The 15,860-nt window shown below is 47.6% G+C and carries 14 protein-coding genes and 2 pseudogenes; 3 read left to right on the top strand and 13 right to left on the bottom strand.

What is annotated here, in order from left to right:
* The first annotated feature begins 633 nt into the window (after positions 1-633).
* Entirely contained in the window at positions 634-1,023 is a 390-nt protein-coding gene (locus A7K91_RS10780; RefSeq protein WP_068682498.1) for a GntR family transcriptional regulator, read from the top strand.
* A gap of 11 nt (positions 1,024-1,034) precedes the next feature.
* Positions 1,035-2,423 carry a DUF5808 domain-containing protein gene (locus tag A7K91_RS10775; protein WP_068682495.1) on the top strand — a complete coding sequence of 463 codons (1,389 nt, stop codon included), beginning with the start codon at positions 1,035-1,037 and terminating at the stop codon, positions 2,421-2,423.
* 166 nt (positions 2,424-2,589) lie between these two features.
* Here A7K91_RS10775 and A7K91_RS10770 read toward each other — a convergent pair whose 3' ends face one another.
* The 3 genes from A7K91_RS10770 to A7K91_RS10760 all read right to left on the bottom strand — a co-directional run bounded on the left by A7K91_RS10770 (position 2,590) and on the right by A7K91_RS10760 (position 8,968).
* Complete coding sequence (locus A7K91_RS10770; protein ID WP_068682493.1) at positions 2,590-3,201, bottom strand: dockerin type I repeat-containing protein; 612 nt, start codon at positions 3,199-3,201, stop codon at positions 2,590-2,592.
* A 31-nt stretch (positions 3,202-3,232) separates the two neighbouring features.
* Positions 3,233-4,276: an S-layer homology domain-containing protein gene (locus A7K91_RS10765; protein WP_169833400.1), complete on the bottom strand. Its 1,044-nt coding sequence runs from the start codon at positions 4,274-4,276 to the stop codon at positions 3,233-3,235.
* A 171-nt stretch (positions 4,277-4,447) separates the two neighbouring features.
* Complete coding sequence (locus A7K91_RS10760; RefSeq protein WP_068682488.1) at positions 4,448-8,968, bottom strand: cohesin domain-containing protein; 4,521 nt, start codon at positions 8,966-8,968, stop codon at positions 4,448-4,450.
* Positions 8,969-9,319: 351 nt separating this feature from the next.
* On the opposite strand from A7K91_RS10760, the gene A7K91_RS10755 reads away from it, so the two are divergent.
* On the top strand, positions 9,320-9,682 hold the full coding sequence (locus A7K91_RS10755; RefSeq protein WP_082967378.1) for an iron-sulfur cluster biosynthesis family protein: 363 nt from the start codon (positions 9,320-9,322) through the stop codon (positions 9,680-9,682).
* Between the two features lie 88 nt (positions 9,683-9,770).
* Here A7K91_RS10755 and A7K91_RS10750 read toward each other — a convergent pair whose 3' ends face one another.
* From A7K91_RS10750 to A7K91_RS10705, 10 genes and pseudogenes are all read right to left on the bottom strand, one after another.
* Positions 9,771-10,181, bottom strand: coding sequence for a hypothetical protein (locus A7K91_RS10750; protein WP_425415656.1), 411 nt, complete (start codon positions 10,179-10,181; stop codon positions 9,771-9,773).
* Between the two features lie 253 nt (positions 10,182-10,434).
* Entirely contained in the window at positions 10,435-11,025 is a 591-nt protein-coding gene (locus A7K91_RS10745) for an HD domain-containing protein (RefSeq protein ID WP_068682482.1), read from the bottom strand.
* Positions 11,026-11,068: 43 nt separating this feature from the next.
* Positions 11,069-11,487, bottom strand: a pseudogene (locus A7K91_RS27445) (GNAT family N-acetyltransferase).
* A 76-nt stretch (positions 11,488-11,563) separates the two neighbouring features.
* A complete protein-coding gene (locus tag A7K91_RS10730) occupies positions 11,564-12,574 on the bottom strand; it encodes an N-acetylglucosamine kinase (protein WP_245697416.1) in 1,011 nt (336 codons plus the stop codon).
* A gap of 167 nt (positions 12,575-12,741) precedes the next feature.
* Positions 12,742-12,975 (bottom strand): hypothetical protein, encoded by a 234-nt coding sequence (locus tag A7K91_RS10725; protein WP_068682596.1) that lies wholly within the window; start codon positions 12,973-12,975, stop codon positions 12,742-12,744.
* 68 nt (positions 12,976-13,043) lie between these two features.
* Entirely contained in the window at positions 13,044-13,571 is a 528-nt protein-coding gene (locus A7K91_RS10720; RefSeq protein WP_245697415.1) for an SMI1/KNR4 family protein, read from the bottom strand.
* A 5-nt stretch (positions 13,572-13,576) separates the two neighbouring features.
* A complete protein-coding gene (locus A7K91_RS10715; RefSeq protein WP_068682476.1) occupies positions 13,577-14,113 on the bottom strand; it encodes a hypothetical protein in 537 nt (178 codons plus the stop codon).
* A gap of 22 nt (positions 14,114-14,135) precedes the next feature.
* Positions 14,136-14,513: a hypothetical protein gene (locus A7K91_RS10710; protein WP_068682474.1), complete on the bottom strand. Its 378-nt coding sequence runs from the start codon at positions 14,511-14,513 to the stop codon at positions 14,136-14,138.
* 22 nt (positions 14,514-14,535) lie between these two features.
* Positions 14,536-14,715: pseudogene (locus A7K91_RS26005) on the bottom strand (ATP-binding protein); the annotation flags it as partial.
* 23 nt (positions 14,716-14,738) lie between these two features.
* A complete protein-coding gene (locus A7K91_RS10705; protein ID WP_068682472.1) occupies positions 14,739-15,545 on the bottom strand; it encodes a class I SAM-dependent methyltransferase in 807 nt (268 codons plus the stop codon).
* Between the last annotated feature and the right edge of the window lie 315 nt (positions 15,546-15,860).

Below are 15,860 nucleotides of genomic sequence, written 5' to 3'. Positions count from 1 at the left end.
ATTCCCGCTGCCAATACTAGAGTGCCTTCTACTTCTCTACTTTCTACTTTCTACTTTCTACTTTCTACTTTCTACTTTCCATTATTACCTTTGCACATTCACCTTCAACGTTACTACCTTCCGCTACTATCAACTTCAACTATTCTGTCTCTGCTGATTTACCGTCTGCTACTATCGACATCGACTATTCTGACTCTGCTGATTTGCCGTACGCTACTGTGCTGTCAGTCTAACGGTCACTTATGACCGGCAGAGTGTCAAAAAGACAAATTCTAATATTGTAAAGGACATTCCTGTCCGTTGGACCACAAAAATCGAGCATTTGGGAGTAAAAATAGGCTCTTACGGCCGCCAATGTCCGTTACAATCTGAATTTCCATAAAAAGAAGCTCCTGACGGACATAAATGTCCGCAGGAGCAGAAACAGCTGACTTTTAGCATAGACAGCTGCCTTTGGTAGAAACAACTGCCTTCGGCAGAAGCAGCTTCTCCCCTTCGAAGGCACAGCCAGCCTTATTAAATGGGAACGAAGAAACAGTTGATGACTTCGTCCTCTTTTTCAACCTTGCACCTAAGTATTATTTGTATTACTATATATAATACAAACAATACTTAAATGAGAGGGTGATTTTAATGCTTATATCCCTCAAGCTCGAGAGCGAGGTGCCGCTTTATGAGCAGCTTCGCAATGAAATTATCCTCGGTATTGCCAAGGGTCTGCTTCAGCCGGAGGAAAAGCTGCCAACCGTCCGCCAGTTGGCCGATGAGCTAGGCATTAACAACATGACCGTGAATAAAGCCTACGCCCTTCTTAAGCAAGAAGGATATCTGGTTATTGATCGCCGTCATGGCGCCAAGGTAAGCTTGCCATTCAAAAAGCAGACCTCGGCCGCCCCTTCGGAGCAGCTGGAACAAAAGCTGGAGCTTATGGTTGCTGAGGCCGCTCTGCAAGGCCTAACAGCGGATTCCTTTCACAAGCTTTGCTCCGCCATCTACAACAAAATGCACATACTACACAATTGAGGGTGATAACCATGCTGACTTTTGTATTGCTGTTCCCTGCATTAATTATATATCTTGTGCTTTTCTTTACGTACCGTTCAATTGGCAGCTATAAAAATGGCCTTCTTTTTTCTATCGCTTTACCGCCCCATGCATTAGAACACGCCGATATAAAGGCTATTCAAGCCAGGTACCGGAGCACCTTTAAAAAAACAATGCTCTGGCTGCTGATTTTGTTTATTCCCATTCCCGCCCTGTATAACTTTTTTTCATATCAGACGGTTTATTTTATGTTCTGGTCGCACACAGCTTTTATCTGGATTTTGATCCTTTACCGTAAAACCTTCGCCGCCACTTTAGCCCTGAAACGCCGGGAGGAATGGTTTGTTGGCGAACGAAAAGTCATTCATGCCGATTTACGCGCTGCCCAGCTCAAAAATCAAACAGCTCCTTCACCGTTATGGTTCGTTATTCCATTATCCTTCTCCATCGGTATTTTGATCTGGTTCGGCTCACAGGATGATCAGCTTTACATTTTGGGCATTGTTTCCGTCATTTTGACCTTATTGTTCTTAAGTATCGTACTAATGCTGCGCCGCAGCAAGTCTACGATTTACAGCAAGCGTTCTGAAACAAATCTGGCTCTGAATCAAATGAAACGCCGTTCCATTTCTTTTCTTTTACTGACGATGGCTTTTTTCATGAATGTACAGCAGGTTTTTATTGGCTTCTTATCGTTAAATGAAACAGAAGCATTAAATGCGATTTGGCTGCCGCTTATTATTCTTTTTTCCCTGTTCCCGATCGTGCTTATTATTACGGTCTATCGGCGTTTGGCCAATGCCAGAACCGAGCTGCTCCAATTAGAAAACAATCCGGTTTACAGCAATGACGATGAATATTGGGCTAATGGCTTCACGTATCACAATCCCCATGACAAAAGCCTGCTTGTCCCCAAAAGGGTCGGCGTAGGGGAAACGATTAATACGGGAACGTTGGCTGGCAAGCTAATTATGGGAGGGGTTGTTGGTTTGTTGCTTTCCGTCGTTTTTGGAGTTTCTTTTATGCTTATTCGTTCGGAGCTGATTCCTCCTACTCTAAAACTGACCGATAATCAAATCGTAGACATTAAATATCCCATGTATTCCTACACCTTTAATCTGGACGACGTGAAAGAAATTTCGTTGACGGATACCGTTCCAAAAGGAAGCAAGAGCAACGGCGAAGCCACCAATAAACATTTGAGAGGCCATTTCCGTTTACAAGAGGTCGGCAAGGCTAGGCTGTATTTGTTTAGAAATAATCCTCCCTTTATAAAAATCGAGCTGGCTGACGAAGTCATCTACTATAATGACGAGCTGCCAGCCAATACCGAAGCGCTCTATAAACAACTGTCGGACGCAATAGAGCAAGCTCGTTAGTGAACAAACCCGGAAACAACAGCACATTGACGGCTTTTACACAATAGGGAGCTATCACGCTTCTTTTAGCTGGTTCGTGACAAAAAAACAAGCTCCAGGAAGACCGTTTTATCGGCCGATACTGGAGCTTGCTTTTTTCAATTTACGGTTTGGAATTGCTGTGTCGTTAATCGGTAGCGGAAAGAATAGCCCTGCTAAGGAGCATTAAATCCTGCTCATCAATAATACCATTGCCGTCCAGGTCAGCTCCTTGAAGCTGCGGCCAATCGGGATGCTCCTCCCCGGCTCCAAGCCAAGCCGCAAGCATAGCCAAATCGGCGACCGACAGCTGACCGTCCCGATTTACATCCTCAGCGAGGCTGTTTTCTGCACTAAGCTCCGCCTCGTTTTCTATTGCCCCAGGAAGCTCAACATCCGGATTTTCTGGATTTTCCGTGTTGCCCGGGTTTTCCGGGTTTCCCGGATTGTCTGTGTCTTCAGGCTTTCCTGGGTTTTCTGGGTTTTCTGGGTTTTCTGGGTTTTCCAGGCTTTCCGCTTCTTCCGTCTCCTCCTCCGCTGGCGCTTCCGGGGAAGGCTGCTCAGCGAGCTGCGGCAGCTCCTCCCCTTCATCCGTACCCGTGCCTATCATAGAGACCGTTTCCTCTGCAATCGGACTCATCGATGTCTTCTTGTTCATCGTCTCTTGCCCGGCATAACCCGGCATCGGCGGGAGCAAAAGGGCAAGTCCCAGCACCAGGAGGACGCCGCTGCAAATTGCCGCTTTGTTTGTTTTATTCATGTTCGCAATTCCCCTTTGTCTAACCTGACATTCATTGGCCCGCCTGAACTCCCGCTGAATAATCCAACAGCCGCAAAATCAATACAATGGATTCTGCGCGATTAGTTGGCTCCTCCGGCGCAAGGCGGTTCCCGCCTCTGCCCTGAATAAGTCCCTTCTCTACCGCTGCAGCAAACGCAGGTTTGGCCCACGCAGGGACACGGCTCCAATCCGAAAAGCTCTCCATGCCGCTTTCGCTCCGTTCCTCTCCCGTCACTGCCAGACCAAGCGCTCTTGCCGCAATGGTTGTCATCTCGGACCTTGTAATCTGGCGGCCCGGACGGAATGATCCATCGCTAAAGCCGTTAATCCAGCCGTTTCCAACTGCAAGGCCAACCTCCGCTCTCGCCCATTCTCCTATCTCCGCCTCGTCCGTAAAGGCTGCTTTATCCGAAATCAAAGGATTTCGCGGCTGAAGCGCGCGTACAAGCATCGTAACAAACTCGGCGCGAGTAACCGGCTTCTGGGGCTTAAAGGTGCCGTCGGCATAACCTTTGACGATTCCTAGCGTGACGGCGCGATCAATTGCTTCCTTGGCCCAATGCTCCTCTGGCACATCCGGGAAGGAGATTACAGGCTCAGGCAGCGTAGAGGCCGAAATGTCCAGCTCCACACGGGCAAGCGGCGCATACTCCAGCGCTGTTGCATCCTTTTTGACAGCCTTCGCCTTAACAAGGGACACATAAGCCTCCCCCTCGCCTGAAGCCCGGAATGTGAAGGATGCAAGATCAGCCGCTCCGCTAATAGCCGCCGTGGAAGCGCCAACCTTCGTAAAGGCGAATACGATCTCGCCGTTCTTCTCTTGCGGAGTAACCCTGTACCCCGGAGTCTGCAAACTTGCGGCACGGAGAAAAACCAGCCGCTCCCGGTCATACTCCATTACGAGCTCGTATCCAAACATATCCTGCAAGGCTTCGCCGCGCACTGTAATCGTCAGCTCCGAGCCCGTCTCAATTCCATGCTCCTTCGATGCTTTCACGTTAAATTGCGGATGAGACTCCGCCGCTTGAGCCAAGGGTTGCGCAATGCCCAACATGAGTGCGAAGCATATTATTAACCGAAAGACATTTGAAGTCATGTTGTTTCTTCGTCCTTTCCCAAGCAAGGTGAGCAAGAGAGCCGCCGCCTCCCGGCAGCGGCCTGCCATACATTCTAATCCAATAAGAGCAAGGAAAAGGCGGCCGAAGCAGCCTTCTCCTCTCACAAACTACCAGTTCAAAATGCGAGTTGCCAGCCATACCAAATCCTGAATGTCGATTTTGCCGTCGTTGTTCCGGTCATGATGCTTGACTGCATCCCAGCCTGCGCTAGAAGAGGTCATGCCATAGGCTTTGGCCACAACGGCCAGATCGCCAACAGTCAGCTTGTCATCGCCGGTTACATCGCCTTCAACAGAAGTAATTACGGCATTTCGGAATGCCTGTACAGCAGTGTTCAGCGCGGCATAAGCAGCCTGAAGCTCCTGGGCAGTTGCATTAGCCTGATTGAATACGATGCTGGCCTGATCGATGGCTGCCTTCAGCGCCGCCTTGGAGCCGGATGGATATTGCCCGATCCGGTAGCCCTCAACTGCAGCGTCATGGAGCGCTTGGGCGGTCGAGATCAGATTGCCAAGCTCGCTGCGGTCCACAACATCGATGCGAACCTGATACGTATTTCCTGCAATCGTTGTTTCATTGCCCTGGCTGTCGGCAATAATCGCACGGGTGATCGGAATGCTGGTTATTCCGTTAGCTGCATTATCCTTTGTCTTGAACATTACATCAGCCAACAAACCGTTAGGATCGGCCTGGGCAGCGCCCAATTGAACGGCCAGGAAGCGGATCGTGCCTTCTTCTGCGTTTTCCTTTGTATCCGCTACGATAAATTTGCTTTCATCCTTTGAAACAATTCCTACATACTCCAGCTTCGCCGGATCATACGCCATTGTAATATCCTGAGCCAGCACCTCCTGCTGGATGCCGTTCAGCGCATAAGTCAGACCCAGAGACTGGCCCGCACGGACCGTTTCGGGCCCCGACAGCGACGCGCCGGCAGGCAGTTCGGCAATTGCCTGCTGCGAATAGAAGTCAAAGCGGTCGAATGCCGGCGTATATTGGCGCGGCACATGCGTAAATTGATTAAACGGGTATGACGAGCCGCCATATGCGTTGGAGCCGCCGTCATACGTATTGTTGTTGGAGAAGCGGATGGTGTTGCTTCCCGCTTTCAGCTCTACGTCAATCGTCTGTGTTGCATATTGCTGCCACGAAATCGTATTTTTGAAATAAACCGTTTGCGGAGCTTCGCCATTGATGCTGATCTGCGCGTAACGCTCAACCACATCATTGTTGTAGGCATGCGTTCCCGAGCTTTCGCCGTTGGCATAAGTGACAACCATCTTGTATACGCCATCACGCGGAACGATAATATTTTGCAGCTCCAGATAACGCTCCGCCCCGTCATAGGAGGTAATGCCGCTTACATATTTGCCGCCGGATGCATATTTGGCAAAGGCGTCTTCGCGGATCAATGGCAGTTCTGAGCCGGCCGGCGCGCCAACGATATGAGCGTCCTCTGCCTCAATAGACAGCATTGGCGTCTTTCCTGCATATACAGCGTGTACATAATCAAGGCTAAGCGGCGCGCTTGACTTCACGTCAAGCAAATTGATGCCGGTCCGCAGGAACATCCGCACAGTGGCATCCTGCCATTGACCATTTGTGCCCGTAACTTCAATATCTGTGACAGGCTTGCGGTCATGACTCAGCTTGATTGCGCCATCGCCCGTGGAGGCGTACCGCAGCGTCACATCATACATTCCATCATCCAGCACACTGACAACAAAGCGGGTATTGGCATCGGCTTGCTGACCATATCCGGTAACATATCCAGCGCTCTGGAATCCGGCAATGCCCGCTCCGCGCGAAAGCCCCTTATCTGCGTCATATTCCGAAAACTCTGCTTCCACCGTATAGTTCGGTTTTGCGCCCAGCTCTCCATTATATGTCAGCTCGATGGCATCCAGCGAGGATTCGCCTTGGCCTGCCTCGCCCGTATCAGGATTGTACTTGCTGATGCTGATGGCATGCGTTCCTTTTGTCAGGTTAACAAATGTCGTATTGCCGCCCAGGTGATGCATGCTGTAATCGGCGCGCAGCACAAGCTTTTGGGCAGGCTCGTTATCAACCTTAACGTACCATTCCGAATTGACGCGCTGATTGGAGTTGCCTGTATTGGCCTGGTTGCGCATGCTCGCCGTCGAGCCGCTGCCACCGATCAAATCCAGACGGTAGCTGCCATCGTCCGGCACTGTAATATTCGTCCACTTCACCAGACTATTCGCATTTTTGATGCCTTCCACAATCTCGCCGTTCGATGCGGTGCGGCCATAGCTCCGCTTAGGATACAAACTAGTCGTAACAACATCTGTTTTCACGCTTGCATTTTCCGCTTCATAGCGGCTGAACCAGACCTCATCATTGTTGCTGTCCACAGCCGGAGTAATGACGGCAAAATAAGCGGATGTATAGTCGTCAAATTTGACATCCAGCGTTACGGAGCCGTTTTGCACCGGAAGATTGCGATCCATAATTTTGGTTGGCTCAACCAGGAAGCCGGTCAGGCCGGTATAGCCCGCATGCCATACGGTGACATGCACCTGCGAGGAGCCCGCTAAAAACGAAGGGCTTTGCGCATTTCCCGTTACGTTGTTAAAGACGATTTTGCCATCGCCCTGTGTGCCGCCAAAGGCCATCGAAACCTGCTTTTTGTTATCCTGAATCGACGACAGGCCGTATAAGCCCGGGCCATAAGCGTCATTCTCATTGTTGGCTTGAACAACGCTCACCTTGGCCATATCGCCGCCCATCATGTCGGCGTACCATTTGTACAGCCACCATGCGCCGTTTGGTTCATTTTGGCCGGCGAGCAGCGAGCCGTAGGAATTGGCTGTATTCCAGTAAGGCAGCATGCTGTTCATTTTCAGCTCGTCGTAGCGGGCGATGTATTGAACCAGCGATCCGCCGACGGCAATTTCCGTTGTTTGTGCGTATTCGTTAATATCTACCTTGATCGGGAACGGAGACGGACGATCCGGATAAAGCTCCGCGTAGCGTGCTTTGGACAGCTCCTCTACACTGCGGAAGGTGCCGACGGCCCAAGATGCCGCATTAAAGGCTTCGTCCCACAGCATATGCCAGCTAATAATTTCAGGCAGGCAATCATTTTCAACGCAATATGGAATAAAATCATCGAACAGGCGGGAACCATATTGAGTCAAATTGGGTCCCGAAATGACCGCTCCGGGGTCGATTTCCCGGATTTTTTTGGTGACGGCCAGCCAGTCGCTGTTGAACACGGCTCTTGAAGCCTTGCCTGTCTGGTTATCCGCCAGCATCTGAGGATAACGGGTATTGTTTTGTTCAGGCTCGTTGAACGGGATATAGATGAATTTGGCGTCTACATCCTTCCCGGGATTGTCCAGCTTCCACTGGTCCTTAAACGCTTTAACAGCTGTTGTGACCGGAATAATGGCCTCGTTGATATACTCCTCCGGCGTTCTGGACGGATAATACCAGTGCTGATAGTAATCCTGCATCACGATGTTGACGGCTTCCCCGCCGGCTTCAAAGAAATAATCGGCAACCCTCAGCGCATCGCCCGTCGGATGCTGAATGCCGTTAGGCGCCTTCTGCGAAATATGGGAAGGCTTGATTGGAAGCAGTGTATTAATGTCCGGCACGTTTGGCTCACTGATCGCATAAAGCGCGCCTGCCGAGCCGTGGAATACCTGCCCCAGGGAACGATCAGCCAGATTGACGTTGATTTTGGCCGGCGATGCTTGGCCGACCTCATGCTTCGTTTCGTCATACAGCCCAGCGACCTGCTCGGCTGTCAGGCTTACGTTATATAGACGAATATCATCGAATTTACCCGCAATATCGCGATCCGAAGTATAGAGAGAACGGCCAAAATCGTTGAATTGCAGCGCTGCCAAATAATCCGGGTTGAACAAGCGCTCCATAATGGAAGCCATCGTTGCGCCCGAAGTCGTATTGTTTCCGACAGCAACCTGGCTGCTCACCTGTTGACCGTCGATGTACAACTGGTAGGCCCCGTCGCTTTTTAGCGTAATAGTAACTTGCTGCCACTTGTTGCGCGTCGGGCTGCTGGACCACGATATATCGCCCTTGTAGCTGGATATTTGACTCGGGTTGGTCCCGTAATAGATCCGGTTGTTGAACGACGCGCCGCTGCCACCTGCGATAACAATAAACTCAGGGTCCTGCCATCCGTTAATTCCGCTATTGGTCAAGCCTTTTTGCGAAATGGTAGAGGAGAACAAACGCGTGTAGCCGCTGGACGCTTGGTCAATATTAGCCCACACCGACAGCGTCAGCTCATCGGTAATTTCTCCGTACAGATGATTGGGCAGCTTCAGCCAGGCTGTGCCGTTTGCTCCGCCGGGCAAGGAAAGCACCTGACCCCGCTGCGTATCGTTGACAATGGTTGCAGTACCCTTCAATTCAGCGCTATCGGCTGCATCCGCCGGATTTTCATTGTTGGCTACCAAAGATTGATTGACCTGCTGCTGCTCGAACGTCCAGTTGAAAAGCGGCGAAACAGAAGTTGCCGTTGCTTGGAGCTGAACTCCTCCCGTAGATTCGGAAGCGCTTACAACTATTGCCGGCATCATGAGCAGCAACGCAAGTGCAGACAAGATGGAACGTTTAACATAGTGCTTCAACTTATTCACCCCTATTTTAAAATGTAATAACCCCTTACCTCTGCCTGACTCCTGACTCCGCAAGTCCAAAATCAAGCTATATTACCGCACAAACATCGCTCCTTCCCGTCTAAACTCACTTTCTTAACTAGATGATAAGACAGGCGGACGGAATAGAAAATTAAAGATTTTTACTATTCCTGTTCTTTTCTTTACGATCTTGCCGGCCTTCCCGAAGCCCGAAAGCCCTTGGATTTCCTGAATTTCCAGCCTTCAGCAAAAAACGACCCCTGTCGCCATAAAGGGGCAGGAATCGTTTTTCCGAAAGTGCTATACTTATTACTATAAAAGTAAAAAAAGGAGTGCATCAACATGCAACTGCACATCACAGAGCTAGCCGCAAACCGTTTGACTGAACACCTGAATGATCAAGCCGGCAGCTTCAAAATTTTTTATGACACAGAAGGCTGCGGCTGCAATGGCATCATCGTTATTCTTATTGTCGATAAACCAGACCCGCTGGATGTTGCGATTGAAACCAATCTGTCTCCGTTTTATGTAGACGCTAAGCAGCAATTTAATCTGGAGCAGCAGATGAAGCTGGATGCAGAGCCTAATTATCCTTCCTTCAAGCTTAGCAGCGATTCCGGCGTATACAGCAGCAATGTTCGCGTTCGCGATACCCGCTCCGCAGCGGTCGGGACTTCTGCCGCATCCGATGCCTGCATGCTGTAATTTTGCTGTAACTGGCTTCTGCACTCTTTAGCTTTAATCGTTACCTTTAATCCTTACCATTAAGCTGCATCTCTACGCTTAACCTATATTACTTGAACAACCCTTCAATATATGAAAAATCGATGCGCTTATCCTTATTAGCCGTATAGAAAAAGCCCTTATACCGGATGACTTCAGCGGAATTAATCGTTATGGTTTTGATTGCTTTCCCTTCATCGTTATACAGTGTCGTCCTGAACCGGAAGCCCATATATCCGATCGACAGTTTGCCTCTCTCGAAGGTGACCTCGTTTAAATTAGTAACGATATGACGGATAACCTGGGCTTCTGTTATTTCAACCTCTCTTCCCGTGCTGCCGTCAAAAATAACAATACGTGATACGTCGGCTGGCTTTAAATTAACGACATGCTGCGGGATAGAGACAAGCCCGAATAAAAGAATAAGCACTAGCGGAACTAGCCAAAGCAGCCATTTTGTTGTTTTTTTCAAACAGATCACTCCTTTCAGAATCGCTCGTAAAAGGGAATGTTCTTGCGGCTTCATCGCTGCGGACAAAGATGACCGTTAGAAGCTGGTTTAGATGCAAATTCAATTTGTAATGGACATTGACGTCCGTTCCTCGCTAAATCCCGCCCAGATGAACTATTTTTGTGACGCTAAAGGACACGCGTGACCGTTATTCAAGAAAAATCCAGCTATTTCAGGCTGTAACGGTCATAAACGGCCACAAAAAGACGCCCCACGCCCCCTTTTATTGCTGCAAAATGCCTTTATCTACAGCTTGCTGTACAAGCTCCTGCGCGTGTGACCATAACTTTGTCGATCCATCATTTATGCCTGCATTACGCTTTAAAACCTGACCGCTTGTAATGCCATATTGTCTCCAGCTGGCGCCATCATTATGATAATTATGGATGATCGGCTGGAGCCGGTCGAGCGATGAAGCAAATGCGGCCTCCGGCGTTGCCCTCTCTTCAAACTCCACCCATAGCTCCATTAACTCCTTGGCCTGCTCCTCCGGCAGCAAACCAAAAATACGTTCAGCGGCCTTTTGCTCACGCTCCGCTTTGTCTGCATGCCCCTGCTCGTCATAGGCGAACGTATCTCCGGCATCGATTTCGACCAGATCATGAACTAATAACATCTTGATAACCTTGAACAAATTGACCTCTTTATTGGCATGCCCTTGCAAAACAAGCGCCATCATCGCCAAATGCCAGGAATGCTCCGCATCATTCTCCAGTCGGTCTTCATGAATAAGCTTGGTTTTGCGCTGGATGGACTTTAACTTGTCAATCTCGATCAGAAATTCCATCTGCTTTTGAAAATCGCTGCTGTTCATTTACATTCTCCCTTTCACTTGTTGTGAATAGTGTTTAAATAACCTAAACCTTTTTATTAGATCCTTCATTTAAATTGACGTTCAGTTCCTTTTCCATGCAATAAAATGGCAGGGGTCTTCTAGGAAATGTTACTTCTCCGCGAATCTCATATCCAAGTTTTTTGTAGAAGTGAAACGCCAATTCGTTCCCGCTGTACACATCCAAGCGGCTGGAGCCATAACCACGTTCGAGACACTGGTTATGTACAAACTTCATCAAAAATTGAGCAATGCCCCTCCCTGATAGCGGGGCCGCACAGACAGTCGATGAAGAATCGCATGTTTGGTACTTTTGCTTTTCCAGCCAATAGCCTCATATTCCTTATAGCCAAGATCATCAAAGGAGACAACTCCAGCCACTTCCCCATCTGTCTTCGCGACATAAATGCATTCGTTGCGAAAATCCTCTTCAACTACCGCCATAGATGGATAAATATCATCCCATTGTTTAATGCCCTGGGACTCCAAATGAGCTCTGCACTCTTACAATCGCATCCCATCATCCCATTTTGGAGCAGGGATGAAGACTGAGATTATGAAGGACATCTGTATGAATGGGTATATGAAGATAGCTCAGAGCCTGTAAAACGGCGCCAGCTACAGGAGAAAATGCTGGGTTAACAATCCGGTATTGTTTGTTTTTGCCCTTTTGCAGGGTGGAGCTAAGCCTTTGTCGGAAGTAATCGCTATTGATGACGCTGCCAATAAAAGAAAGCTTCACTTCCTCGCTTGCAAAATATGCGGCAAGCATTTCGATGCCTACCGCAATCTGATGAATTGCGCGGTCGCATACTGTCTGGGCCAACCGGCTACTGCGAAAAGCCGCTTCTGTAATAACAGGAGCCAGCTGTGCAAACCTGCGATTTCGTTCCCTTTGATCCTCGATAAAACCGACACGGGCCAGCTCTGCCAAGCCTGCAACAGAGGTCTGCTCCCAGTGTGAAAGTATAGCTGCCGCCAGCGCCTGATCCGTTTCATCTATATTGCCTGCCAGCAGCTCGAAGGTTGCATCGTAAGCCAAAAAACGTGCTGCGCTTGCCGCATAATGGCAAAGATCGTAATTTCTGATTTGTTCCCCGGTCTCGGTTACTGCGTAGATATTAGAGCCTGTTCCGGATATGATGATAATGCCCGGCTTCGTGAGAAGCGCTCCGCTATGGGCTACAACCGTATCATTGACATGCTCCTTGGGGCAATGAAGTCCTGGAACTGCTGTCAAAGATGTCACCCACTCTTCATCAGACGGGGAGTCGTATCCGGCAATTCCTGCCGTTACCTGTTTTACTTGGGATGGGCTTTTGCCCGCCTGTTGCAAGGCTTCCTGAATCGCTTGGTGTACATTTTGTTTGGCGTTGGCATCCTTATGCAGAAAAGATGCTCCTTTTTTAACATAAGAAAGCACATTTCCTTGCAGATCGGCCACCATTACTCGCGTATGCGTCCCGCCCCCATCAATCCCGATGACTACATCACCATTCTGCATTACACCATTGCCACTCTGCATTACCATGGCATCTTCTCCCTCCGTGATTCAATAGACCCGTTAAAATGCTCGATCGTCGGGAAAGGATCATAGAAATGGTGAAACAACTCTTTCCATTCCTGATAATTGGCGGATTCCCGAAATTCAACGGTATGATCTTCCAAGGTTTTCCACTAGACTAGCAAAGTATCAGTCTAATCCATAAAGCCCGTCATTACCCCAAAAACAAGCATTGCGGCCAATAAGGCCATTACACAATAACCAAATATCCTCAAGGGCTTGGGCAGTGTTCTAAAATCTGTTTTTTGGGGTGGGCCCGCCCCTTCAATTCTTTGCGCATCCTCCATCATGGAATGATTCATTTTATTGCGAGCCTCTGTATAATCTGTTAATTGCTGAGTTTCATGTTGTTTGTTATTGTCCGTCATAACCTCCTCAACCTCCTCTAAAGGTTTATAAGTCTGAAGCGTTTCTTCCAAGGGTAGCTCCAAATGATCTAATCCTCTGTATCCGATTCCTCCAAGCAGCCCTGAATAAACTCAAACAAACTCTTTGCTTTTACTGAACGATTGCCCCAATCATGCCAAAAATAGAGCACTTGCCCCGTCTGACCTTCATCCGTCGGGTCCATATCCAGGCACAAATAATCCCCGCCTCCATTAGATGCAATGGGCAGCCATTTGGGATTCCAAAGTAAAGGCTTGATTTCCTTGTCAAAGCTTGCCTCCAGCTCATCACCTTCAAATTCTTCATTTAAAAAATGCCAGTTTTCTAGTATTTCTGAAATGGGGGAAAGCGTCAAATTTCCTACAAAACATTGACTCCCGATATCCCATAGCTGGCCGTTATGAATTCGGTAAAGCTCCTTCATTTCCTTAGGAATGGTTACATTCATGGTTTCCTGAAGGTGATTAAGTTCCTCCTCGCTGGCGCCAGGCTGCAAAAATAGCTTATCTTTAAAGTCCGCGTCCTTTTGCAGCCCCTTTCGAATAATCGCCTTCCACATCTGTTCAGCCTGGTTCATTATGTCTAGTCCCTTCCGTTTCTTTTTGGATATTGAACCTGTGAAATGTGTTCATCCAAGTCCTGTGCATCGGAGAAATATAGTTTAAAATCATTGACGATAGAGCTGTTCTGGCTTATCAATAATGTAGACGTAGAATCCCAACATACGATTTCAAGCTCCGCCCCTGGATATTGAACATTAACTCCCGGCTTCCATAAACTCGGATTTTCAGCATCAGGACAATTCGTTATGCTGCTTAAATCAATGTGTAATTCTTTTTTCAAACCAGTCAAAACGCCCCAAATAAATTGAATCTCATACTTCATCGTAAGCCTGGTCAGCTTTTCCCCGGAAATGAAATATCTGTTATTCCGGTCCTCTATGTCTGCACGAATATAACATTGTTCGCAATAACTTAAAAAATCGTCAGGCATCCAATTCATCTCCAAATCAGTCAGAAGCCAGTTGTAATCATGCTGCCTGTTTTGAATCGACATAAATATAGGATTCAAATTCGTGTAATATTCCACCTGTCTGGAATTGTTTGAAATCGCATTCATTGCTCAACTCCCCCTAAACGTGTTAAAGCACAGACAAAAGATAAGCAGCAACTAAACCTATTACTCCTGAAATGATCATGGCAAACGGTCTAACACTGAAATTCAACGTTCTGTTTTCAGTGACATATTTAATAGTGCCTTGAGCTCTGATTTCTTGCTGTTCACGTTCAGCTTCAACAGGATCAAGCACGGCATTTTCACTTTCGTTCGGCACAAATTTATTCCCAAACGCTCTGCCCCTCATTGAAGAAAAAATACCGACTAGCAAAACGATTATTCCGCATAAAAATAATGCATTCGATAGAGAATCTCCATTAAGTTTGCTGATTGCAAAACTGGTTACAAAAATACTAGCCGTAATGATGACTGTTAAAGCAAATAATGATTTCATTTTTTTCAATTCGCCCAGCTCCCGAACCAGTATATTTAAACTTATTGGGTCCCCCAACAGGCCTTAGCTTTAAATAATGAGTATTAATAAATTCCGCATGGTTGTCCTGGTCAATGACGATAGAGTTATCTATTTGTTTTTCCAGCTCTCGCGCAAAAGTTGATTTCCCGCTATGCGTTTTTCCTACGGTCATAACAACTCGCCGTTTCATACCTTCAACCCCATCTGTTGCATCTATTTTGCCTTTCCACTTAACAACACATGATAATTGACTACCCTGAGCCCTTTAGATACGGCATGGCGAGCAAAAATGTCTTCAACCTGATGCAAGCATTTTTGCCAAACCACTTTTTTCAATGACTCCTTTTGCCCAAAGCATTTTTTTATTAAAACATCTTCGGGCCTTGCCAAATACTCCACCTCTTCAATCATTTTCAATTCGCAATCCAATAAACCACTTTCATAAAGCTGTTGTTCATATTTATCCTTCATATCCTTAAGATGCGTATCTGGCAGTGGCGAATACAAGCCTGGAAACAAACTTCGAAACCCTCCGTCGGTTCCACAGTGGTATAGTCCCAGTGCAATACCTCCGGATTTTATGATTCGATACCCCTCATTCATACCATTATGAAATAACCAGGGGCCTTTTTTAGTATAAATAACATCAAATGAAGCGTTCGTAAAAGGCAAAGGTTGATGTGCATCTACAACAAGAAATGTCAAAGAATCAGGGGCCTGCCGCTTTGCCGATGCAATGTACCCATCCATACTGTCAATGCCAACAACTTCTTTTGCTATATCTGCAAACCTTGTTGTAAAGTCGCCGTGACCGCAGCCAACATCCAGTACGCTGGCATCCTTATTCAGGCAAGAAGCTATCGTTTCTCCAAAAATATCTTCGGCCCGCAGCTCATCGAAGTGAGACATCCACGGATACTTGTATTCCCCCGTCTCCAATGATAATCTGGAATACCACTCTGCTGTCTGCGGCGAAATCCAATCAGGGTGTTTCATCGGGTCAAACAACGGTTCTGTCACGCCAACACCTCCCGAATACGCTTACAAGCTCCCAAAGCGCTGCTAAAGGTTCATCTCTATCCTTAAAACCTCTCCATCCAGTATATCCTATTATTTCTTTAACTGTTTGATTTTTCTGAATTGGGCTTAAAAAAGCCGCACTGCGAAAAAATAATTTTTCTTCATAAGCAGCAGCATTACGCAGTCATACCACCTAATGAGCTTGATGTGGGTGCAATTCAGTTTGTACGATTCATCGTTACTACTTAGGTGCTCTACTAAGTGAATTTTTGGAACAAACAGGAACTAAGGGCCTCGATGCCGAATGAGTCATTT

Source organism: Paenibacillus oryzae, assembly GCF_001675045.1.
GTDB classification, from domain to species: Bacteria; Bacillota; Bacilli; order Paenibacillales; family Paenibacillaceae; genus Pristimantibacillus; species Pristimantibacillus oryzae.
Note: the sequence above shows the minus strand (reverse complement) of the source record. Positions and strands in the feature narration are given on the sequence as shown.

Bases quoted from the DNA above. Each gene is read 5' to 3' on its own strand.
- A7K91_RS10730 (WP_245697416.1), bottom strand. From the start codon at position 12,574: ATGGTAATGCAGAGTGGCAATGGTGTAATGCAGAATGGTGATGTAGTC.
- A7K91_RS10765 (WP_169833400.1), bottom strand. From the start codon at position 4,276: ATGTTGGGCATTGCGCAACCCTTGGCTCAAGCGGCGGAGTCTCATCCG.
- A7K91_RS10720 (WP_245697415.1), bottom strand. From the start codon at position 13,571: ATGAACCAGGCTGAACAGATGTGGAAGGCGATTATTCGAAAGGGGCTG.
- A7K91_RS10770 (WP_068682493.1), bottom strand. From the start codon at position 3,201: ATGAATAAAACAAACAAAGCGGCAATTTGCAGCGGCGTCCTCCTGGTG.
- A7K91_RS10725 (WP_068682596.1), bottom strand. From the start codon at position 12,975: ATGACGGACAATAACAAACAACATGAAACTCAGCAATTAACAGATTAT.
- A7K91_RS10755 (WP_082967378.1), top strand. From the start codon at position 9,320: ATGCAACTGCACATCACAGAGCTAGCCGCAAACCGTTTGACTGAACAC.
- A7K91_RS10715 (WP_068682476.1), bottom strand. From the start codon at position 14,113: ATGAATGCGATTTCAAACAATTCCAGACAGGTGGAATATTACACGAAT.
- A7K91_RS10745 (WP_068682482.1), bottom strand. From the start codon at position 11,025: ATGAACAGCAGCGATTTTCAAAAGCAGATGGAATTTCTGATCGAGATT.
- A7K91_RS10780 (WP_068682498.1), top strand. From the start codon at position 634: ATGCTTATATCCCTCAAGCTCGAGAGCGAGGTGCCGCTTTATGAGCAG.
- A7K91_RS10775 (WP_068682495.1), top strand. From the start codon at position 1,035: ATGCTGACTTTTGTATTGCTGTTCCCTGCATTAATTATATATCTTGTG.